The organism is Selenomonas sp. AB3002 (assembly GCF_000702545.1).
Classification (GTDB): domain Bacteria; phylum Bacillota; class Negativicutes; order Selenomonadales; family Selenomonadaceae; genus Selenomonas_B; species Selenomonas_B ruminantium_A.
Window position 1 is genome coordinate 456,982 of record NZ_JNIO01000002.1, and the last position, 21,590, is coordinate 478,571.

The window sequence follows — 21,590 nt, forward strand, 5'->3', positions numbered from 1 at the left end:
TTCTCCCCCTGCCGGACTTCTTCGTATAGACCTCTCTTTAGTTTCTCACGCTGTAACGGCTGGTTTTCCCGTTGCCCAAGCGGACGATCTTCCCTTCATCCTGCAGGCGACGCAGGATATTCACAGTCTTAGTCAGCGAAAATCCCATAGCTTCCTGCAACGTCTTGCGACTGTCCAGACCGTTTGCTATGGCTTCGTAAACTCTCATATCATCTGATATCTTAACCGCTGAGCAATAAATCGCCCTCGGTTCCTTGACCGTTCCCACGACGGGGACATCTTCTTCATAATGGATATTGGGCAGGATAACCTTCACCGCATTGTCCGAAACCAGAAATTCCGGCTGCCTGGCACATCCTTCATATTCCCGCAGGATGCGATGCACACCAGTGCCAAAAGCTTCAATGTAGTGCAGGCGGAAAAACACCTCTGCCAGCTTCGGATTGCGCTGGATAGATACCCCCATCATCATATCCTGATAAGTGACACCTTCCGCCAAGCCACCCAAAGAAAGGATTTCCAGCCGGTCCTCATAAAGGCTCACCAGAGTGCTGCCGCTGAAGCCATAGTCCCTGTGCACCATGGCATTGAACACCGCCTCCCGCAGAGCCTCCACTGGATAATTCCGGCTGTCTACACGCCTCATGCCATGTATCTCACTGTGAACTTCATTGTAATAATCCAGATATTCTATCAGACCGTTCACCTGGCTGATGATAGAACCAGAAAACTCCCGCCTATTGCGAAAGACCTCCTGCTTCCTGCCGGAGAAAACAGCCGCCTTCACCGTGTGCTGGCACTGCTCAGACAAAAGCAGCCCCAGATTCGTATACTGGCCATCACCGCTGATGATTCCCAGCGTTCTCTGCTGTGCCTCACCAAAGGGTACATCAGCCTGGGCAAAAAATTTCTCCGTTTCCTCAAAGGTCAGAGCCTGCTCCAAATAGCGCTCCTGCTCGTAATTACGTTTCTTCTTCAATAGATAAGGACAGCAACTATATTGGCAGTATTTCCTGGCATCTTCCATCATACTATCACCAACTTTCTATCACAATTCTATCACCAACCTGATAGAATAACAATATAAAAATAGAATGTGATAGTCATCCATACAATTTCACATGCGAAAAAGTCCCACGGAGGTCAATATCCTCTGTGGGACTTCTTTGTTGAATTACAGGTAAGACTCAAAGGCCGCCTTATCCAGCACCCTTATCTCCCTGCCCCTGACCTCCAGCAGGCCTTCCTGCTGCATGGCTCCCAGCTCCCTTGAGAGTGACGGTCTGGCCACGGCCAGATACTGGGCCCAGTTTTCTCTGTTCACGTCCAGGTGGATCTTGCCTTCCCCATCCATGCCCCAGAAGAGGTAGCGGATAATCTTCTCCCTCAGGCTGCCGCTGGAGAGGACTTTTAGCTTCGTGTGCATAAAATAAGCCTTGCGGGCAAGTATGCGCATAAGATTCCTCTGCACCAGCCTGGCCGCCTCAGAAACCTCCTTGCCTGTGAGGGAAAAAGCCTCGCTTTCCATCACCAGCAGTTCCGTGTCACGGGCAGCCTCCACATACATATCGTAAGGCCGCCCCATGAGCAGGTACACCTCCCCAAACACATCCCCAGGTTCGTCGATTTCCGACAGGAAGATATGCCGCCCAGTGAAACTCTCCTTCTGAATATGCACCCTGCCGCTCAAGAGCACATAGAGGCTCTGGGGCACATCCCCATCATTGAATACCACTTCACCTTTATGGCAGCGCCTTAACTGCACACGGCTGGAAGCCAGGAACTCCCGCACCTCACCTTCTGTCATATTCTCTGCCAACAGGCATTTTTGAAAAATAGCTGCAACCTTGTCCAAATTATCCAAATGCCCACCATCCTGCACTAAACTTCTTTAATTCAACTAGGCTCATAAAATCTATCAATTACTGCCATTTACAGATTCCATATCTTGTAAAATCAAATCCGGCAGTTCTTCCATTGACTTGCCAAAGAACCGTGCCTTATCATCCTCACCACCCGCAAGATGAAAGGCAAGATACTCAAACAAGCCCAGGAACTCTCCAAAATCTTCCGGCTCAGTGTCCTGGGCCGCCTGAAAAAGTTCCTGATAAGCGGCAGATTTTCTCAATCCTGGGAAATCTACTGCGTCCCCCTTATGCAGTAACTCGTACAACTCATAAACTTGCTTGTCGAATTGTTCCAAGCTCACGGCATCTCCCCCATGCTGGTATTAACCAATATAACATATATTTGCATTCTCAAGTTCATCATCAATGTTGACTTTAAAATTTAAACGTCACAAATTCTCCAAATGTTATATCAGGTCTAGTATTAGATTCATAACCCTGTATTATAATACCACCCATACTATATTCCTCAGATACATTATACCCAGAATAACATGATATCAACTTACATAACGAAGAAAAGAACTCTTTTTCCTTATACGTTTTAATATAGCCTTGCAACTGCTCATTTGGGGATAGATTCTTATTTTTACTAGGTTTTTGCTTCTTCATCTCAACAATATATATTCTCTTTTGCGAAGGACTGACAAGTATAACATCCATGATTTGTTTATGTTCTGTATGAAATTTGCCTTTTCCTTCATATAGAACTATTTCAGATCCCGCAAAAACAATATCCTTTGTATTCAATGCCTCTCTTATAGACTGAATGGCAACAGAATCCTCATCCTGCAACAAATCAAAAACAAAACTAGCCTGTTGACTGTGCTCCTCTTCCCTCTTTCGATTACAATTAACTTTTGGGAATTCGTCAATATTATAGGCAAGTCTTTTTATTTGTTCATCAACCGGACTTGATGAATTTAAATCGACACCATTCATAGGGCGTTTGGAATCATGTGAAATAATAATTATTCCTTTATCTTTGCTACGCCAATGAATTTTTCCATTGTATTGACGAATATATTCTCCCCACTGTTCAGCGAATTTTTGTGCATGTTTTATCACGTTAGTTACCATATGAGATTCCTCCTCACTTTACCTCAATCGTCCACCCATCCTTCGGCAAGATCACCATATCCTTATACCTATCTTCTATCTTCAGTTCCTTAAATCCTGCCGGATTCTCCGTATGCAAAGGCACGATATACTTCCGTGGCGCAATTTCCTCGATGAACTTCGCCAAGGTCTTTTTATCCGCGTGTCCCGTGGAATGGGCGTAGTTGACCTGCCCGCCAAAGCGCTTGACAAATGTTGCCAGGCCCTCATTATAGGCAGCGTGGTCAGGGTTCAGATAGCCCCGCCACATGGAATAGAGCAGGCAAGGATTGAATTCGCTCATATAACTGCCATATCTTTCATAAAGCGTATAAGCATCTTCTATTTTCTTGTTGAGCAGGGAGCCGAGAAGCACGACACCTTCCTTCGGATGTCGTTTCTTAAGTTCTCCAATGGTATGCACAAAGGGCAGCCGATACACCTTCTTGTACTTTCCCGCTATTTTCCTGAAGGTCTTGAGCATATCAACCATATAATCGTTGGCATAAATAGACAGCTGATTAGCCCTGGCGGCCTGGCAGATGGAACTCAAGCTGTCAAAATTTGTCGAAGAACAAACGACAAAGAGCTGACGGTGGTCTTGCATATACGCACTGACTTCTTCCTGTAATTTCCTTTCCGTCAAAAGATGTTCTTCCTTGACAGAACGGGTCATCATGGTGCCTTCGCAGATAAGCACATCTACCTGGTAAATCTTTTCACGAATCAGCTGGGGAACAATCTCCACGCTTCTGCCTGTATATCCCGTACTCCTAAAATCACCACTGTGAAGTATGGTATGTCCTGCTCCCTCAAAGAGAAACATATTGGCGTGATAGGCTGAGTGGTCAACGAAAAAGGGCGTTATGCTCATATCTTTCAAAACAATCGTCTGCCCTGACTTCAAATCATGGATACGTCCATCACGATTGGCCAACAAATCCTGCATGGCGGTGTTGCCCGTATGCCTGTGCAGCACACGCAGTATTTCCAGCATGGTTTCATCCATGTAAATAGGAATCTCCTTAGGAATTTTATCAATCAGTCCCGTATGGTCGCCATGGTAGTGGGTGAAGAACACCGCATCAATAGGGTGATAGCGACGATGAAATATTTTTTTGATAAGTTCATCATCGCTTATCGCAGCCTGGCTCCCCGGCAGCGAACTGCCAAAGTCCACCAAGATATTCGTTTCCCCCATATTAATTTCGGTGACACTGCCGCCGATTTGTCCCGTACCTCGGTGAATGGTAATATGCACACGCTTTTTATACCATTCGTTGCGCTCTTCCATTCCGCGAAAGCCCAAAAATTCACGGAATTTCCAAGGAGGTGGAGGATTGTCGCGCTCTTTGTTGCACTCATCGCCTAGTTCCAAAATACATCGCAGCGTGGCAAAAAGCGAATCATTATCTCCCCATGTCTCTGCCCATGCTTTTACCTCGCGCAGTACCTCCTCCTCATCTTCCCCGCACCGTCTGGCTGCCCAACGAGCCAAATCGGCAAGTAATGTGTCATCATCCACATCCAAAGACACATTCCGTGCAGCATCCACCATGTCATCATTCAATTCCCTAATCTTCTTAGTGATAAGTTCAGCAGCTTTCATCTCATCTACCTCTTCCCACAAATTCCCCCATCATTTACCATATTATTTTTATATTTCATAATATTTCATCTTGTTTTATGCAAATTCTTTCACATCATAAAGCCATTCGATATTCTGTTCCTTCATTTTAGCATAAAGGATATATGCTTCGCTACAAGTTTGAGGTCTTGCTGCCGTCTATGGTATACTTTTTTCAAGGAGGAGGATTTACATGACAGACTTCAATGCCATCCGAGCCATGATAACAGGCGGTGCCATAGGTGATGCCTTGGGAGTCCCCGTGGAATTCCAATCGCGGGAAGAACTTTCCCAGGATCCTGTCCTGGGAATGCGCGGCTACGGCACCCACTATCAGCCGCCGGGCACCTGGTCGGACGATACCAGTATGACCCTCTGCCTGCTGGGAAGCCTGAGCAGGCGCAAGACCATCGACTACTTGGACATCATGGAAAACTTCACCCACTGGCTGCATCAGGCAGAATTTACCGCCACAGGCGTTGTCTTCGATGTGGGCATAGCTACCCAAGAGGCCATAGCACGCTACGAACAGGGCACGCCTCCCCTTGAGTGCGGCGGCAAGGGCGAACAGGACAACGGCAACGGCTCACTGATGCGCATTGCACCTCTGGCCCTTTATCTGCACCGGCAGCAGTTGACCTCAGTCAGTGACATACTAGACGCTGCCCATAAGCTCTCCTGCCTCACCCACGCTCATACCCGCAGCCAGATGGCCTGCGGCATCTATACTCTCATTGCCCTGAACCTGCTGGAAGGACGCTCTCTTGCCTCTGCCATCAGCGAAGGGCTTGCCTCCGCCCGTGCATTTTATGAAAAGTCTGCTGCCTTCAGCTCAGAACTCTCCACCTATGGACGCCTTTGGGAATTGGACGCTTTTGCCGCCCTCCCCGAAGCCGCCATCCAAAGCAGCGGCTATGTAGTACATACCCTGGAAGCGGTCATTTGGTGCCTGCTCAACAGCAAGGACTACGCCAGCTGCGTGCTGAAAGCTGTCAACCTGGGCAATGACACGGACACGATAGCTGCCATTGCAGGAGGTCTTGCCGGGCTGGCCTACGGCAGGGATTCCATCCCTGCTGAATGGAAAAGCACACTTGCCAAATGTGATTATATCGATAACTTATGCCTTGATTTCCTCCGTTAAAAATTACATCACTTGCACGTACAGCAAAATGGGGACTGCCTAATCTGGCAGTCCCCACATTTTTGCCTTACTTCACTAAATGAAGCTCAGGCTTGCTCTCTATTTTCTTTCGTTCCCTGGGCGGAGATTCCGGCTGTTCTTCCTTATTGTCTTTGCTGTGGTCACAGACATTCAGTAGTATCCCCATGGCACACATGGTGACTATCAGGGAGGAGCCGCCATAGCTGATGAAAGGCAGGGGCACGCCTACCACGGGCAGGAGGCCGCCTACCATGGCCACGTTGGCAATGCCCTGTCCCAGGATCAGCAACATGATGCCCAGGGCCAGCATCTGGCCAAATTCATCATTGGCTTTATTTGCAATGCGTATGCAATACAAGAGCAATACTGCCAACAAGAAGAAAATCAGCATAGCCCCCAGGAAACCATGCTCCTGGCAGAAGATGGCGAAGGCAAAGTCCGTGTGAGCTTCCGGCAGGTAGTCGTACTTGCTGACCCCGGAGCCCAGCCCCATACCCCAAAAACCTCCGGAGCCGATGGTGGACAGGGATTGCACTGTCTGGTAGCCCTTGCCCTGGGCATCTGCCCAAGGGTCGAACATGACCTTGATGCGCTCCAGCCGGTAGGGCTGCAGGAAAATCAGGCCAATGGCCCCCGCCACGCCGATGCCCCCCAGGGGCACGAGCTGGCTCATGGGCACCCCTGCCACTATCAGCATGAGGAAAGGTACGCCAATTATGATGAGGGCCGTGCCCATATCAGGCTCCAGCTCCGTCAGCGCAGCCATCAGGAGGATTATCCCCGCCTGCAGATTCAGCACACTTGGCGCCTTGCCTGCTTTCAATCTGGAGGACAGATAAGCCGCCATCAGCAGGAGGGAAATCAGCTTGGCAAACTCCGCAGGCTGGAAGCCCACGCCTCCGGCATAGAGCCAGCGGCGGGCACCATTGACCTCGGTGCCCACAATGAGCACCGCCACCAAAGCTATCATGATGAAGACCACCATGCCCGGCATGAGGTAGCGCCAGCGCATATAGTTGAACTTGCGGCAGAAGACAAAGGCCCCCAGCCCCACCACCAGCATGATCAGATGCCTGGTCAGAAAGTAATATGGATTTTCATAATCTATGGTGGCCATGACAAAACTGGAGCTGAACACATTCAGCGTTCCCAGCACCAGCAGCAAGACCATGATAACAATCACAGGCTCTGCGTCATTAGTCCACAGAGTCTTGCGTATACGCATACTAAAGCCTCCTCAATCAAGGCGCCCTGTAGGCGTCAAGGGAAAATAACCTCACAGCGGTTTATTTTCTCCCCAAAGCCGCTGAACTTGCGCTCGTACTCCGTCATGATATTGTCCGAGCGGTTCTCCGCATGGAGGTCAAAAGACACATCCCGCACTGTGAGCTTTGCTTCCTCGAACTGCTCCAGAGAAAAGTCAAAGAGAGGCCTGTTGTCGGTCTTGAAGTGAATCTCTCCCCCCTGTTTGAGGAGCCCGCGATACTTCTCCAGGAAGCCCACATGAGTGAGGCGGCGCTTGGCATGGCGCTTCTTGGGCCAGGGGTCGCAGAAATTGATGTAGAAGCGGTCAACCTCCCCGGGGGCGAAGATATCCTGTATCTTGTTGATATCAAAGACCAGCAGGCGGACATTCTTGAGCTCCAGAGCCGCAATCTTCTTGGCGGCGGAATAGAGCACATCCTGCTGCATCTCGATGCCGATGTAATTGATGTCAGGATTCTTTTCTGCCAGCTGGCTGATGAAGTCACCCTTGCCCGTACCCAGCTCCACATGAAGGGGGGCCTGGCGGCCGAAGATTTCTGCCCACTGGCCTTTCTTCTCTTCCCCGATTTCCAGATCCTTGCTGAACACAAAGCTGTCGAAATTATGTATGGCCTCGTCTACCCAAGGCTTTCTTCTTAAACGCACTTTCTCGCTCCTCTTATCTCTTGGTTTCCAAACCGTATTTCTTCAAGTAACGGTAGAGGGTCACGCGGCTTACGTCCAAAAGGTTCGCAAGCCGGCTCACATTGCCGCCGGCGGCTTTCCAGGCCTTGACGAAGACCTCTTTATCCTCTTTCCACTTGTTGTCCGGCTTCACATCTCCCATGAGAGAAATATCCTGCTCCCGGATAGTGTCACCGGGAGTGTTGAAGAAAGCATACTCCAGCACGCTCTGAAGCTGCTTGATATTGCCGGGCCACTCATACTGGCAGAGCTTGGCCTCTGTCTCCGGCAGGATTTTCTTCACAGGCAGCTGATGCTGCTCCGCCAGCTCTGCAATGATGTGCACAGCCAGTTTGGGGATATCCTCACGGCGATTCCTGAGAGCCGGCACGCGAATGACGCTCTTGGACACGATCTCGTAGAGCTTCTCATCGAAAAGCCCCCGCTCTGACAGGCGCTTGAGGTCACTGTCGCAGGCGGCAATAATGCGCACGTCGATATTGCGCACCACCGTATCTCCCACCCGGGCGGCCTTGCCGCTGGACAGGGCCTCTGCCAGCTTGCGGGCTATGTTCTTGGGCATCTTCTCGATTTCATCCAGGAACAGGGTGCCGCCGGAAGCCAGCTCCAAACGACCCTGATGGCTCACCTCGCTGCCCCGGCTCACGCCGAAGAGTTCCTGCTCCAGAAGCTCTGGCGTGGTATCCCCACAGCGCAGGGTGATGAGGGGGCCGGCAGCCCGATTGCTGGACTGATGAATGCCATGGGCCATGCGCTGCTTGCCTGTGCCGGATTCGCCCTGGATCAGCACGTGGTTCTTGTTGCGGGCCACCCGCTCAGCCTTGGAACGCACAGCAGCAAAGGTGGTGCCCTCGCCTACCATGGAATTGATGCTGTACTTGGCAGTGTAGCCTGCTGCGTGGGCCACCAGCACCCGCAGGTCTTCGATGGGCATGGAAATGACCACCACGCTCTGGACCATCTGGTCCTCGTCCCTCTCCAAGGGCACTACCGTGGTAATGTCCTCATAAGTCTTGGAGGGCGTAATCCAGGTCACTTCCTTGTTGTAGGAAGGCACCCCCCGGAAGCCCTTGGAAACTGGGGTGTGCTGGTAGTTCAGGATCACGTCGTTGAGGTTGGAGGTGTGCAGGCTGCCATGCAGGCTCTCATGCTTGGCACCAATGCCCTTGAGGCGCTTGTTGCCCAGCTCATTGGCATAAGCCACCTCGCCGCCGGGCAGCACATGGTACACAGCAAAGGGAGCTGCATCCAGAATAGCTTCTTCCGCCGTAATGCGCAGCTCGGCTTCAAGATGCTGCTCAAGGGCGGTGCGCATAGTGAAAAGCAGGGAAATCACTGCATCCTGTGGCATGGGCACCGGCTCCATGGACACCAGGGTCACGATGTAGCGGAACTCGCCGTTGACGAAGACAGGTGCAGAGCAGGCATCACCCAGCTGGCATTCCTTCACCCACATCTCCGGGCCGAACATCCAGAAGGGAGCCTTCATCTCGTAAGCCACGCTGATAGAGGAAGTACCCACCTCAGCCTCGCCTACCCGCACGCCCTCGATTTCTCCCGGGGTCATCTGATAGAAGGGCAGGGAATAACTCTTCAACACCACGCAGTCCGCATCTACCAGCAGGAGACTCAGATTGTACTCCTGGAAGAACTCCTTGATGCCCTCGCTGAGATGTCCCAGATAACTGATGGCTGTGCTGTGACTCTGCTGCAGCTCATGGAATTTCTCCGGGTCCAGGCGGTGGGAAATATCCAGCTTGTCCTGCTTCACGCCCCGTTCCTGACTACGCTGCCAGGAAGCCGCCACCCAGGGATGCACATTGGGGTCCAGTACCCCGTTTTCCGTGTAATTCTGATAATAAGCCTCGAGCTTGGATCTACTGCGATGCTCTCTGATCATTTTCTTCCTCCTAAATTCTTCGAGCCTATCCCACCAAGGCCTTACTCCTGTGTTGGAATTTTCCCTTCCTTAACACATTCTTCAAACACAGGAACTTTATTGTAAACCTATTTTACCAATACAAGCCCTCTACTGCAACGGCTTTTAGGAAAAAGTTTACAAAAACTTTACATACGATGGAGTAAATTTACAAATTTGTCTTATATTACCAGCAATAACACGTTATGCTGCCTATATTCGTTAGGGGTTTACAGTAATGACGTAGAAATTCTGTCAACAATCTCCTGCAAATTTGAGCAATTCTCTTATTTAGGGTATAATACTGTAAGTAATTATCAAGCACTTATACAGACTAATCTTACTTGAGGAGCAGAACACATGCGCAATTTTTGCAAGAACTTCATCTTCATCCTTGGCATCATCTGCATCATGGCCGGCATCTTCGGACTCTCCTATACCTACCACATAGACCACCGCACGGCAGAAAGCCTGTCTGCCTACTGCCGCATAGACTTCCAGAGTTCCTTCACGGAAACAGGCAAACTGGAAGGGGCGGTGCTCTCCATCTGGGACTTCCGCTATGACGGAGCGAAACTCCTGCCCCAGGCAGTGCTCTACACCGATGGAGACGCCTGGGAAATGAATGCTGCTGTGAAGCAGATTTCCCCCCAGGAGCGGGAGGAGGCCCAGGACCCGGAAACTTCCGCCGTCAACGCCGAGCATCCCTACCAGTACGAAAACAAGCTCTTTGTGGAAATGCCCCGCTCCAGCCTGCCAGCCATCAAAAAAGCGGAAACTGTCCGTTTCCGCTTCTACTATGACAACGGGCAGACCATCGACCTGCCCCTCAACGAGCCTGACCTGGAGTACTGGAAGGCCCAGCTTATTGAAAAAAGTTAATACCGCACATATACGCGAGGTACCCTGGGCGAAACAAGGCAGGTTACCTCGTAATTTATTGTGTCCAGAACCCGGGCAGCATCGTCCACCGTCAGCTCCGGCGCACCGAAAAGCACGGCCACGTCCCCTTCTTTGACATCGGGGATATCCGTCACGTCCACCATCACCTGGTCCATGCAGACCCGCCCTGCTACGGGAGCAAGCTTTCCATTGATAAGGACCTTGGCACCGCCCTTGCCGTAGGCGCGGATATAGCCATCCGCATACCCCAGGGGCAGAGTGGCAACGAGACTTTCCCTTTTAGCTTCCCAGGTCCTGCCATATCCGATAGTCTCTCCCGGGTGCATCTTCTTCAGGAAGACAATCTGGGCACAGAGCTTCATCACAGGCTTCAATTCTATGGGATGGGTGACTTCCTCAGAGGGCCACATGCCATACTGGATAACTCCCGCCCGCACCATGTCCAGATGTGCCTCTGGCATTTCCAGAATGGCGGCAGACTCGGCAATGTGGCGGATTTTCAGTTCCACGCCCACGGCCTTCACCGCCTCGCAGGCCGCCAGGAAACGCCTCAGCTGCTCTTGAGCAAAAGTCTTGTCCTCACAATCCGCTGTGGCAAAGTGGGAGAACATGCCCTCAATCTCCAGATTGGGCAGTTCGCTCACAGCCGCGGCCAAAGCAGCCATTTCCTCCGGACGGGCACCGATGCGCCCCATGCCCGTCTCCACCTTCAAATGGACCTTGGCCGTCTTGCCCTGCTTCACCGCCGCATCCGAAAGCGCCCGGGCCAAAGGCAGTTCGCAGACTGCCTGGGTAATGTCATGCTCCACCACCAGTTCCGCTTCCTCTGGCAAAATAAGACCCAATAGCAGGATTGGCGTTGTAATGCCCGCCTCACGCAGCTCAATGCCCTCGGAAATAGTAGCCACCGCCAGGTACTCCGCCCCCTCAGAGAGAGCTGCCTTGGCAGCCTCCAAGGCCCCATGCCCATAGGCATCAGCCTTTACCACAGCGCAGAGCCTTGCATCTCCCTTGATGCAGGACTTGATGGCCCTGTAATTATGTTCCAACGCATTCAGATTTATTTCTGCCCAAGTGGCACGATTACGCATGACAAACGCTCCTTTATCCCACGTTCCAAAATAATAACCAAGTTAAAGCATACCGCAAAAAGGGCAGATTTTCCAGTGGAATATCTGCCCTTTCTCTCGGAAAAATAACAGTTCTTTACTTCGGCTCCGGCAAAAATGCCAGCCGGGGCAGGATTCCAGCGGCCAGCAAGCCTATCACCGCTCCTGTCACCATGCCGCAAATGCCCAAAATGGGAAAATAATAGAGCACGCCTGTGCTCTCCACCGCCCAGGCGGCTATGGCCAGCTGTCCCAGATTGTGCAGGAAGCCGCCTGCCATACTCACGCCGATGACGGAAAACCTGCCTGTGAGCTTCAGGGCCAGCATGCCGCCGAAGCTCACGAGGCCTCCTGCCAGGCTGTAAGCCATGACCGTAGGGCCTCCTCCCAGCAGGGAGCCTATGGCTATGCGCAATATCAATATCAACATTGCATCCCGCCATGGCAAGGTGTAAAGGGCAATGACCGTGATGATATTGGCCAGGCCCAGCTTGGCACCGGGAGCCAGGAAGGGCATAGGAATCATGCCTTCGAAGAGAAAGAGGGTTAAGGAAAGGGAGAGGAGAAGGGAAAGATATACCAGATGAAAAGTCCCCTTCATTCCCAATCCCCCTAGTTACCTTACCTTCAAGCTGTTAAACCCGCTGGCTTTTCTCAACCTGTTCATTATTGCCAGCCCTAATCCTTCGGAAGTCGTTCCTTCCGCCAATAAACTCTCCGCCTCGGTATCATCAAAGTACCGCAGACCTTCATAAAGGCTGGCAGCAATGGCGGGGAGGTCTCCCTGTGCGCCATAACAATAGCCTAAATCATCGGGCAGGAGGCTGCCCAGTTCTTCCAGCACTTCTTCGCTGGCCAGAACGCCTACTATCTCGCCTCGTTTCCTGCGGGCAAGAAGTTCCTTTTCCATCGCACCTGCCATTTTTTCTGGTACACCTTCAACTAGCGTCAGAGGTGCCTTGGGAGCATAGTGCTTGTACTTCATGCCCGGGGCCTTGGGAATGGCATCCTTGCCCACCAGGGCAGGGTCAATCATGACCCTGCCTGCCACTTCCTCCAGCATTTCCTCCGTGATGGCGCCAGGACGCAGGATGACAGCCGTCTCCCCCGTGCAGTCCACAATGGTGGACTCCACCCCGAACTCGCAAGGGCCGCCGTCCAGTATCAGTGGCACCCGCCCTTCCAGGTCATTCAGCACTGCCTCAGCAGTGGTGGGGCTGGGACGGCCGGAAAGATTGGCCGAAGGCGCCGCCACCGGCACCCCTGCCGCCTTGATCATGGCCCGGGCCACATCATTTTCCGGCATGCGGATGCCCACTGTATCCAGCCCCCCGGTAATCTCATCAGGCACAATATCCTTGCGCTTCAAGATAAGGGTAATAGGGCCAGGGCAGAAAGCCGCCAGCAGCTTCTCCGCCAAAGGCGTGATCTCAGCCGCAATCTCCCCAATCATGGCACGATTGGCCACATGAAGGATCAAAGGATTATCCGAAGGCCGTCCCTTAGCCAGATAAATCCCCTTGCAAGCCTCCCCATCAAAACCATTGGCCCCCAGCCCATAAACTGTTTCCGTTGAAAACGCAACAAGTCCACCAGAGCGCAGAATCTCCCCCGCCCTTTTCAAAACTTTACTCTGCAACCTAACATCATCGATGCTAATTACCTCAGTATGCACAATCCAAGCCCCTCAATCTTCAGCCCATGGATGGGCGTTATGCGGCCGTTGGCTTTCATGGATGAAAGGCAAGGCCGCTGTCTCTTTTGGTTCGTTTTCTCTGCGCCAGAGAAAATGAACAGCCGAAACTTAAATATAAGCAATAACTACACGTTCTATGCCAGCCAAGTCTTTAAGAATCTCCGTCCTTTTGATAAGCGGATTCTCCTCGGCCAGTTTCGCAACAACGGCCGCTTGACCAATCCCCACCTCAAAAGCCATAAACCCGTCTTCCTCAAGAAGGTTCGGAGCCTCTGCGCAAAGCCTCCGATAAAAATCCAGCCCATCCTCGCCGCCAGACAGCGCCCCATAAGGCTCCTTGCAGCGAACCTCCGCCTGCAATCCCTCAATATCCTTCTCCGGAATATACGGCGGGTTGGAAAGAATCGCCGTAAACTTCCTATCCTTGACAGGCTCCAGCAAATCCCCGGTAAAGAACTCAATCCTGTCAGCCAGTCCCAGACTGGCGGCATTTTCCTCCGCCACAGCCCGTGCCTCCGAGGAAATATCCACGGTGACGGCATGGCTTCCCGGCACAAAACTCAGCACCGACAGGCAGATGGCACCGCTGCCGGTGCCAATATCTGCAACAGAGCAATTATCCCTGCCCCGCAGTCTTTCCACTGCCGCCTGCACCAGGATTTCCGTATCGGGACGGGGAATCAGGGTGGCTGGGGTCACCTTGAAATTCAGCCCCATAAACTCCTTCTGCCCCAGCAGATAAGCCACGGGCACATGCTCCACCCGCTGCTTGATCAGAGCCTTGTAAGCCGCCAGTTCTTCTGCCTCCAAAGGCTGGTCAAAGTGGACGTAGAGAAAAATCCTCTCCTTCTTCAGCACACGGGAAAGCAGTACCTCGGCATCCAGGCGGGGAGATTCCACGCCCTTCGTGCCGAAGTACTGCTCAGTCCACTTCAGGATGCGCCCTATGGTCCATATATCGTTATTATCTCCCATATCACTTCACCTGCTTCAGGCGCTCCGCCTGGTCTGCCGTAATCAGGCCATTCAAAAGCTCGTCCAAGTCCCCGTCCAGGATGGCATCAATGCGATGCAGGGTAAGGCCGATGCGATGGTCTGTCACCCTCCCCTGAGGGAAGTTATAGGTGCGGATGCGCTCGCTGCGGTCACCGGAGCCCACCTGGCTCTTGCGGTCAGCTGCCACCGCATCTGCCTGCTCCTGACGGGCTGCATCAAGTATGCGGGCCCTCAAAACCTTCATGGCCTTTTCCTTGTTCTTCAGCTGGGACTTCTCATCCTGGCACTGCACCACGATGCCCGTGGGCAAATGGGTGATGCGGATAGCCGTTTCCGTCCTGTTGACATACTGGCCGCCGGCCCCGGAAGCACAGTAGGTATCGATGCGCAGGTCGTTCTGGTCGATATCCACTTCCACCTCCTCAGCCTCCGGCAGCACTGCCACCGTCACCGCAGAGGTATGGATGCGTCCCCCGGATTCAGTCACAGGCACCCGCTGCACACGGTGGGTGCCGCTCTCATATTTCAGCTTGCTATAGGCACCCTGACCAGTAACCATAAAGGAGATTTCCTTGAATCCGCCGATTTCCGTGGCATTGCTGTCCAGGATTTCCGTACGCCAGCCCTGCTTCTCTGCATAACGGCCATACATGCGGAAGAGGTCGCCGGCAAAGAGAGCTGCCTCCTCTCCTCCTACGCCGCCCCGTATTTCCACAATGACGTTCTTGTCATCATTGGGGTCCTTGGGCAAGAGAAGAATGGGCAGTTCCTGCTCCAGTTCCTCTTTCCGCTGGCTGTACTCCGAAATCTCTGCTTCCAGCAAATGCTTCATCTCCGGGTCATTTTCCTCACCCAGCATTTCCTTGTCCTCAGCCAGTCCCTCGCTTACCTTCTTGTACTCACGGTAAGCCTCTACAATGGGGGTCAGCTGGGCGTGCTCCTTGGAGTAACCCTGCCACTTGGCCATGTCCTGCATGGTGTCAGGGTCACTGATCAGGGATTCCAGTTCCAGATATTTATCTTCTACTGCTTGTAATTTTGCAAGCACTTGATTCACCTCATATATCACTCAGCCAGGGGAGCTGCTGCGGCCACAGAATTCTCCTCTGAACCGTTCTCCTCAGTTACCTGGGCCAGATAATTTCCCGTGCCTTCCACAATCTCTTCTTCCGGCAGCACTGCCTTCAGCGACTCAATGGCTACTTCCACCATCTCGTCCTCAGGAGGACGGGTGGTGAGATACTGCAGCCAGAGCCCCGGCATGATGGCAGTCTGGATGATGGCATTCTTGCTACGGCCAGCCAGGCGAATAATCTCATAGGAAATTCCCGCCACCACCGGTAGCAGCAGGATGCGGCTGGCAATGCGGCTCACCAAGTCCGGCCAGCCCAAAAAAGCAAAGACAAAAATGGACACCAGCATAACTATGAGCAGGAAATTGGTGCCGCAACGGGGATGGAGCCGGGAGAACCCCTGCACATTTTCCACCGTAAGAGGCATTCCCGCCTCATAGCAATGGATGGTCTTGTGCTCCGCCCCGTGGTACTGGAACACCCGGCGGATATCCTTCATGCGGGAAATGCCCCAGATGTAGAGCAGGAAAATGATGAGCCGCAGGAAGCCTTCCATCAGGTTCAGGAACACCGGGTCCTCGGTGATGAAGTGGAACAGCTTGGCCGCCCCCGTGGGAATGGCAATGAAGAGAATGGAAGCCAGCACCAAAGCAAAGATGATGGTGCCCGCCATTTCCTTATCAGACAGTTGCTCGTCCTCTTCCCCTGCCATCTTGGCAGAATAGGACAGGGAACGGATGCCGATGACCAAAGACTCGACAAGAGCCACAGTGCCTCGCAGCATGGGCTTCTTCAGAATAGGAAATCTATCGGAGATGGAGTTCACTTCCTTCTTCTCCACCTCAATCTTCCCCTCAGGGGTACGCACTGCCGTAGCCGTCACCCCGGGGCCGCGCATCATGACGCCCTCAATGACCGCCTGACCGCCTACTGTCAATCTATCACTCATAGAAAATCACCCTCTATAATCAAAACTTGCACAACGGGGCTTATTCTAGCAAATCTATCTGAATACAGGCTGATACCTAATCTAAATACAGCCCAGTAGTGCACTAACTTCATGCTACGCCTTAGGGCTTGCATTCAGTAAGTGCCCCTTGGGTACGTAGAACTTACCATTCATCTGCGTCCTATCGGACTTGATTCACGGAGTTCTACAGTAAAAAAGCAGAGACTTCCATACAGGAAGGCTCTGCTTCTGGATTACTGATCGAATCAGTTCTTCTGATAGCGCTTGTTGAACTTCTCGATACGGCCACCTGCCTGGACATCACGCTGACGGCCAGTGAAGAAAGGATGGCACTTGGAGCAAACGTCGACGCGCAGATCCTGCTTCGTGGAACCGGTCTTGAAGGTATTGCCGCAACCGCAGGTCACAGTAGCCTCGAAGAACTCCGGATGAATACCCTGTTTCATATCTATACACCTCACTTTCCCCAGGAACTGGGATGGATACAAGCCCGCTTGTGCTGGCTTGGTTATACCTAGCTGCCCTACGGGAAAGCTAGACAAGAATGTCTTGGAAACAGACGCCCTGCGTCCATTACCCAAATAGTATAGCACAGGACATTTAGCCATGCAAGGGTGAAGAAAAAATCTCCTTGAAAATTTTTCTTATATAGAGGATAATTATTACACTACGACAGAGTCCCACAACTATTGAAAGGATGGTTTTATATATGGCAGAAAAAACTTCCGCCCCCCAGGTGCGCTGCAGCATGTGCAAACGGGTGGTGACGGTGCATGACCAGTACGATATGCCCATTTACGACCCCGGTACCGGCTTTGCCATCTGCAAAAGCTGCGTACGCGACATCAATCATTTCCTGGACGAGCACGACATGGCCACCGCTGAGGCAGAGCACCATGATTTCTCTGAGCAGCTCACGGATATCCTGAACAAGAACAAGCCCCATAAGATCAAGGAATATCTGGACGAGTACATCATCAACCAGGACAAGGCCAAAAAGGTGCTGTCCGTGGCTGTCTACAACCACTACAAGCGCATGAAGTACGGCTATCAGGAAGAAGAGACGGAAATCGAGAAGTCCAACGTCATCATGCTGGGCCCCTCCGGCTGTGGCAAGACCGCTCTCCTCTCCCACCTGTCCAAGCTCCTGGACATTCCCTTCGCCGTCACCGATGCCTCCAGCCTCACTGAGGCAGGCTTCGTAGGGGCCGACGTGGAAGTGGCTGTACGCAACCTCTACTATGCAGCTGACAAGGATATCGAGAAAGCTGAGCACGGCATCATCTATCTGGACGAGTTCGACAAGATTGCCCGCAAGTCCGGCGCCAACAACTCCATCACTGCCGACCCGGGCCACGAAGGCGTCCAGCAGGCCCTGCTGAAAATGCTGGAAGGCAGCGTGGTGGAATTCACTGCCCGGGGCCAGCGCAAGCACCCGGAGGCTCCCACCATCAAGGTTGATACCAAGAACATCCTCTTCATCGTAGGCGGCGCCTTCGTGGGCATCGACAAGGTCATCAACAAACGCCTGAAGAAAAGCGAATCCGGCTCCATCGGCTTTGGCGCCGAGGTGAAGGGAGAAGCTGAGCAGCCCAAGTTTGACGAGCTCATCCACCAGGTGCGCCCGGAAGACCTGATGGAATATGGCATCATCCCCGAAATCATCGGCCGCCTGCCTGTCATCTGTACCCTGGAGACCCTGGATGAGGACGCCCTGCTGCGCATCCTCACCGAACCCAAGAATGCTCCCGTGAAGCAGTACGAGAAGCTCCTTGCCATGGATGGCGTGACCCTGACCTTCGAGGAAGATGCCCTGCGTGCCGTGGCCAAGAAAGCCATCGAGCGCAAGACCGGCGCACGTTCCCTGAAAGGCATCATCGAAGATACCATGCTGGATGTGATGTTCGACATTCCCAGGTCCAATGAGAAACGCGAAGTCATCATCACCGAAAAATGCATCACCGAAGGCGCACAGCCGGAGGTAAAGCCTGTAACTGCATAAAGAAAAATGGAGGCTTGCCCCAAGAGGCAAGTCTCCATTTTTTTTTGCTCGTCACATAGCTGCCGCTTCCTTGTCTCCTTCCCGGAGAGGTTCACCAAAGACAAGGTTATCCAAAAGCCCGATCAGCTGGTTGATCTCCGGCTTGGAAATCTGGCCGGAAGCTCCCAGCTCCTCGCCCTTGCGCTTCATCTCTTCACTGATCAGCGAGGAGAAGAGCACCAGCGGAACATCCTTCAGGCGTTCATCATCACGCACCAGCTTCAGCAGGCGGTGACCGTCCATCTTGGGCATCTCCACGTCGGAGACGATGATAGCCACATGATCTTCGATCTTGCCACCCTTCTTGGAAAGCGCCTGCAGATAATCCCAGGCATCCTGGCCATTGCCGAAGTCACGCACAAAGCGATAGCCGGAATCGTGCAGGGTAGTGACCAACAGGTCACGCAACATGGCAGAGTCCTCTGCCACCACCACATGGACGTTGGAACGACGGGTCTTGATATCCTCCGTGGCTTCCTCAAAAGTGGTCAGCTTCTGGTTGATCTCAGGATTGATTTCCGCAATAATGGTCTCGAAGTCAAGGAGCAGCACGATGCGGTCGCTCATCTTGATGATGCCCACAACCCGGGACTGATCGCCCACTTCAGGTGCAGGCTCCATTTCCTTCCAGGAAATGCGGTGGATGCGGGACACATTGCCCACCAGGAAACCAATGCTGTAGTTGTTGATTTCCGTCACGATGATATTGCGCGGCTCATCAGTGGTCTGGATGTTCAGGCAGCGGGGCAGGTTGACCAGAGGAATGGCCTTGCCGCGCAACGTGAACAAGCCGTCCACATAGGGATGGGCCTGCGGCATGGATGTAACCGGCACCCTGGTGATGACCTCGCGTACCTTGGCCACATTGATGCCATAGTTGACCTTGCCAATGCTGAACTCGACAATCTCGAATTCATTGGTTCCCGTCTCCAGGAGGATTCCTTTCTTGTCGCCGCTAGTCTCTGCTACTCCTGCCATCAAATTCGCCCCCATATTTATGAATCACATGATAATATCCTACGGTAAGCTCACAGCCAATATCAAGACTGCCTGCTACAGGACCTTAAATGACACTCGAATACTTTTATCAAGAATATTCGCCCTCTGACATTAAAATCCTTCTAGGGAGACAAAAATTTCATCAATTCATGACTCAATCTGCGAAAGCGCCATCTGCTGTCTTGCTGCGGCGCAGCTGCAGGGTGAGAACAGCGGCAAACATAGCCGCACCGATGAGGTCAGTCACCAGGCCCGGGCTGATCATCAGGAGGCCTCCCACGATCAGCACGATGCGCTCCCAACCACGGCAGGCAGCTGCCAGGAAGCCAATCAGGGCAGAGGACAGGGACACCATGCCGATAAGGGCGGTGACGGTGGTGACAATAAGCCCGCCTGCCGTAGCGTCCATCATCAGCAGCGTGGGCGACAGCACAAACATGTAAGGAATGATAAAGGCTGCAATAGCCAGCTTCGAAGCGTTGACGCCGGTCCACAGAGGATTGCCGCCGCTGATGCCGGAACCTGCATAAGCTGCCAGAGCCACTGGCGGGGTCACGTCAGCGATGATGCCGAAGTAGAACACGAACATGTGGGCTGCCAGTACCGGCACTCCCATCTGCACCAGAGCGGGAGCCGCAATGGTGGAAGTGATGACGTAGTTAGCCGTGGTGGGCACGCCCATCCCCAGCAGGATTGCCGTAATCATGGTGAAGAACATGGTGGGCAGCAAAAGGCCGCCGGAAAGCTCGATAAGGCCGGAAGCCAGCTTCAGACCCACGCCGGTCTTGGTCACCACGCCGATGATGATGCCGGCAGCAGCGCAGGCCACCAGTACACCCAACACATTCCTGGCACCGTTCTCCAGGCCTTCCACCACCTGCATGGGCTTCATGCGGGTACTCTTGCGCAGGGCAGAGCAGAGGATAGCCAGCACAATGGCCACCAGAGCTGCGCGCATGGGAGTATAGCCGGAAACCAGCAGATAGACAATTATAGTGAGGGGAAGTGCCAAATGGCCCCTGTCACGCAGGATAGTCCAGATCTTGGGCAGCTGATCACGGGGAATGCCTTTCAAGTTAGTGCGCTTGGCCTCGAAATGCACTCCCAGCCATACGCCTACGAAATAGAGGAAAGCAGGGATAATGGCCGCCTTCACGATATCGATGTAAGGAACCCCCACAAACTCAGCCATGAGGAAGGCCGCAGCACCCATGACAGGAGGCATGAGCTGACCGCCAGTAGAAGCCGCTGCCTCCACCGCCCCGGCAAAATTCTTGTGATAGCCCAGCTTCTTCATCATGGGAATGGTGAGAGAACCCGTACCCACCACGTTGGCCACGGAGCTGCCGGACACAGTGCCCATCAAGCCGGAGGAAAGCACTGCCACCTTGGCAGGGCCGCCGCTGGCCCAGCCCGCAATGGAATTGGCCAGGTCAATGAAAAACTTGCCCAGGCCAGTGGACTCAAGATAAGCGCCAAAGAGGATAAAGAGGAAGATAAAGGTGGAGGACACCCCCAGAGGAATGCCGAAAATACCCTCAGTAGTGTAGAAAAGATGCCCCACCAGCTGGGAAACAGTCAGACCGCGATGAGCCAGCACCCCGGGCATGTAGGGTCCCAGGAAGGCATAAGCCAGGAAAGCCAGCACCACGCAGACCATGGGGATACCCACCACCCGGCGGGCCGCCTCAATAACCAGCAGCAAGCCCAACAGGCCTATGTATAAGTCCAGACCGGAAGTGAGGCCCGCCCTCAGTACCAGAGACTGGTACTCGATGACGATGTAGGCAGGTGCCGCCGCCCCCAGGATGGCTAGCAAGAGATCAAAAGGATGCAGCTTGTGCCGGGACCAGCTTTTCCTGGTGGGATAAAGCAGATACACCAGCGAAAGGCCAAAGCCCAGATGCACCGCTCTCTGAAGCTGGGCATCCAGCACTCCAAAGGTAGCCGTATAAAGCTGGAAGACGGAGAAAGCAATAGCCAAAGCAGTCACGAACTTCGCCATGAAGCCTGTGTATTCCATCTTGTCAGATTCCATATCGTATTTCTTGAGGATAGCTTCAGCCTTGTCTGCTTCGGTCAGCATCTCAGCCGGCGTCCCCTTTTTCTCTTTGTCTTTCATATCACGCACCACTTTC

The 21,590-nt window shown here is 52.9% G+C and carries 20 protein-coding genes; 3 read left to right on the forward strand and 17 right to left on the reverse strand.

Annotated elements, in window-relative coordinates; all coding sequences use genetic code 11:
• Positions 1-37: 37 nt before the first annotated feature.
• The 5 genes from P159_RS0102440 to P159_RS0102460 form a co-directional block, all read right to left on the reverse strand.
• Positions 38-1,030 carry an ATP-binding protein gene (locus P159_RS0102440; protein ID WP_080705880.1) on the reverse strand — a complete coding sequence of 331 codons (993 nt, stop codon included), beginning with the start codon at positions 1,028-1,030 and terminating at the stop codon, positions 38-40.
• A gap of 144 nt (positions 1,031-1,174) precedes the next feature.
• A complete protein-coding gene (locus P159_RS0102445; RefSeq protein WP_051650059.1) occupies positions 1,175-1,864 on the reverse strand; it encodes a Crp/Fnr family transcriptional regulator in 690 nt (229 codons plus the stop codon).
• Between the two features lie 54 nt (positions 1,865-1,918).
• Positions 1,919-2,203: a hypothetical protein gene (locus P159_RS0102450; protein WP_029541108.1), complete on the reverse strand. Its 285-nt coding sequence runs from the start codon at positions 2,201-2,203 to the stop codon at positions 1,919-1,921.
• A 79-nt stretch (positions 2,204-2,282) separates the two neighbouring features.
• The gene (locus P159_RS0102455; RefSeq protein WP_029541110.1) at positions 2,283-2,987 is read right to left on the reverse strand and encodes a hypothetical protein; all 705 of its coding nucleotides are present in this window, start codon (positions 2,985-2,987) and stop codon (positions 2,283-2,285) included.
• Between the two features lie 13 nt (positions 2,988-3,000).
• Positions 3,001-4,614, reverse strand: coding sequence for an MBL fold metallo-hydrolase (locus tag P159_RS0102460; protein ID WP_029541113.1), 1,614 nt, complete (start codon positions 4,612-4,614; stop codon positions 3,001-3,003).
• Positions 4,615-4,825: 211 nt separating this feature from the next.
• Here P159_RS0102460 and P159_RS0102465 point away from each other — a divergent pair, with 211 nt between their 5' ends.
• Entirely contained in the window at positions 4,826-5,776 is a 951-nt protein-coding gene (locus P159_RS0102465; RefSeq protein ID WP_029541114.1) for an ADP-ribosylglycohydrolase family protein, read from the forward strand.
• 67 nt (positions 5,777-5,843) lie between these two features.
• On the opposite strand, the gene P159_RS0102470 is transcribed toward P159_RS0102465, so the two are convergent.
• Genes P159_RS0102470 through P159_RS0102480 form a run of 3 tightly spaced genes read right to left on the reverse strand, consistent with a single transcriptional unit; the run spans position 5,844 to position 9,647 of the window.
• Positions 5,844-7,022, reverse strand: a complete 1,179-nt coding sequence (locus tag P159_RS0102470) for a putative peptidoglycan glycosyltransferase FtsW (protein ID WP_029541116.1) — start codon at positions 7,020-7,022, stop codon at positions 5,844-5,846.
• A gap of 35 nt (positions 7,023-7,057) precedes the next feature.
• A complete protein-coding gene (gene trmB, locus P159_RS0102475) occupies positions 7,058-7,708 on the reverse strand; it encodes a tRNA (guanosine(46)-N7)-methyltransferase TrmB (protein ID WP_029541118.1) in 651 nt (216 codons plus the stop codon).
• A gap of 13 nt (positions 7,709-7,721) precedes the next feature.
• The gene (locus tag P159_RS0102480; protein ID WP_029541120.1) at positions 7,722-9,647 is read right to left on the reverse strand and encodes a sigma 54-interacting transcriptional regulator; all 1,926 of its coding nucleotides are present in this window, start codon (positions 9,645-9,647) and stop codon (positions 7,722-7,724) included.
• Between the two features lie 378 nt (positions 9,648-10,025).
• Here P159_RS0102480 and P159_RS0102485 point away from each other — a divergent pair, with 378 nt between their 5' ends.
• Positions 10,026-10,547, forward strand: coding sequence for a hypothetical protein (locus tag P159_RS0102485; RefSeq protein WP_029541121.1), 522 nt, complete (start codon positions 10,026-10,028; stop codon positions 10,545-10,547).
• Here the strand turns inward: P159_RS0102485 and alr are convergent.
• The 7 genes from alr to rpmE form a co-directional block, all read right to left on the reverse strand.
• Positions 10,544-11,659: an alanine racemase gene (gene alr / locus P159_RS0102490; RefSeq protein WP_029541122.1), complete on the reverse strand. Its 1,116-nt coding sequence runs from the start codon at positions 11,657-11,659 to the stop codon at positions 10,544-10,546. The two genes, P159_RS0102485 and alr, sit on opposite strands and share 4 nt — an antisense overlap.
• Before the next feature lie 115 nt (positions 11,660-11,774).
• Positions 11,775-12,278, reverse strand: coding sequence for a Gx transporter family protein (locus tag P159_RS0102495; RefSeq protein ID WP_029541123.1), 504 nt, complete (start codon positions 12,276-12,278; stop codon positions 11,775-11,777).
• A 15-nt stretch (positions 12,279-12,293) separates the two neighbouring features.
• A complete protein-coding gene (locus P159_RS0102500; RefSeq protein ID WP_029541124.1) occupies positions 12,294-13,352 on the reverse strand; it encodes an L-threonylcarbamoyladenylate synthase in 1,059 nt (352 codons plus the stop codon).
• Positions 13,353-13,481: 129 nt separating this feature from the next.
• Positions 13,482-14,348, reverse strand: coding sequence for a peptide chain release factor N(5)-glutamine methyltransferase (prmC, locus tag P159_RS0102505; protein ID WP_029541125.1), 867 nt, complete (start codon positions 14,346-14,348; stop codon positions 13,482-13,484).
• 1 nt (position 14,349) lies between these two features.
• Entirely contained in the window at positions 14,350-15,417 is a 1,068-nt protein-coding gene (prfA, locus tag P159_RS0102510; RefSeq protein ID WP_029541126.1) for a peptide chain release factor 1, read from the reverse strand.
• A gap of 17 nt (positions 15,418-15,434) precedes the next feature.
• On the reverse strand, positions 15,435-16,391 hold the full coding sequence (locus tag P159_RS0102515) for a DUF1385 domain-containing protein (protein ID WP_029541127.1): 957 nt from the start codon (positions 16,389-16,391) through the stop codon (positions 15,435-15,437).
• Between the two features lie 266 nt (positions 16,392-16,657).
• The gene (gene rpmE / locus P159_RS0102520) at positions 16,658-16,858 is read right to left on the reverse strand and encodes a 50S ribosomal protein L31 (RefSeq protein WP_029541128.1); all 201 of its coding nucleotides are present in this window, start codon (positions 16,856-16,858) and stop codon (positions 16,658-16,660) included.
• Positions 16,859-17,121: 263 nt separating this feature from the next.
• On the opposite strand from rpmE, the gene clpX reads away from it, so the two are divergent.
• Complete coding sequence (gene clpX, locus P159_RS0102525; protein ID WP_029541129.1) at positions 17,122-18,414, forward strand: ATP-dependent Clp protease ATP-binding subunit ClpX; 1,293 nt, start codon at positions 17,122-17,124, stop codon at positions 18,412-18,414.
• 51 nt (positions 18,415-18,465) lie between these two features.
• On the opposite strand, the gene P159_RS0102530 is transcribed toward clpX, so the two are convergent.
• Both P159_RS0102530 and P159_RS0102535 read right to left on the reverse strand, forming a co-directional pair.
• Entirely contained in the window at positions 18,466-19,431 is a 966-nt protein-coding gene (locus P159_RS0102530; protein ID WP_029541130.1) for a chemotaxis protein, read from the reverse strand.
• Between the two features lie 175 nt (positions 19,432-19,606).
• Positions 19,607-21,574, reverse strand: coding sequence for a TRAP transporter permease (locus tag P159_RS0102535; RefSeq protein WP_080705881.1), 1,968 nt, complete (start codon positions 21,572-21,574; stop codon positions 19,607-19,609).
• Between the last annotated feature and the right edge of the window lie 16 nt (positions 21,575-21,590).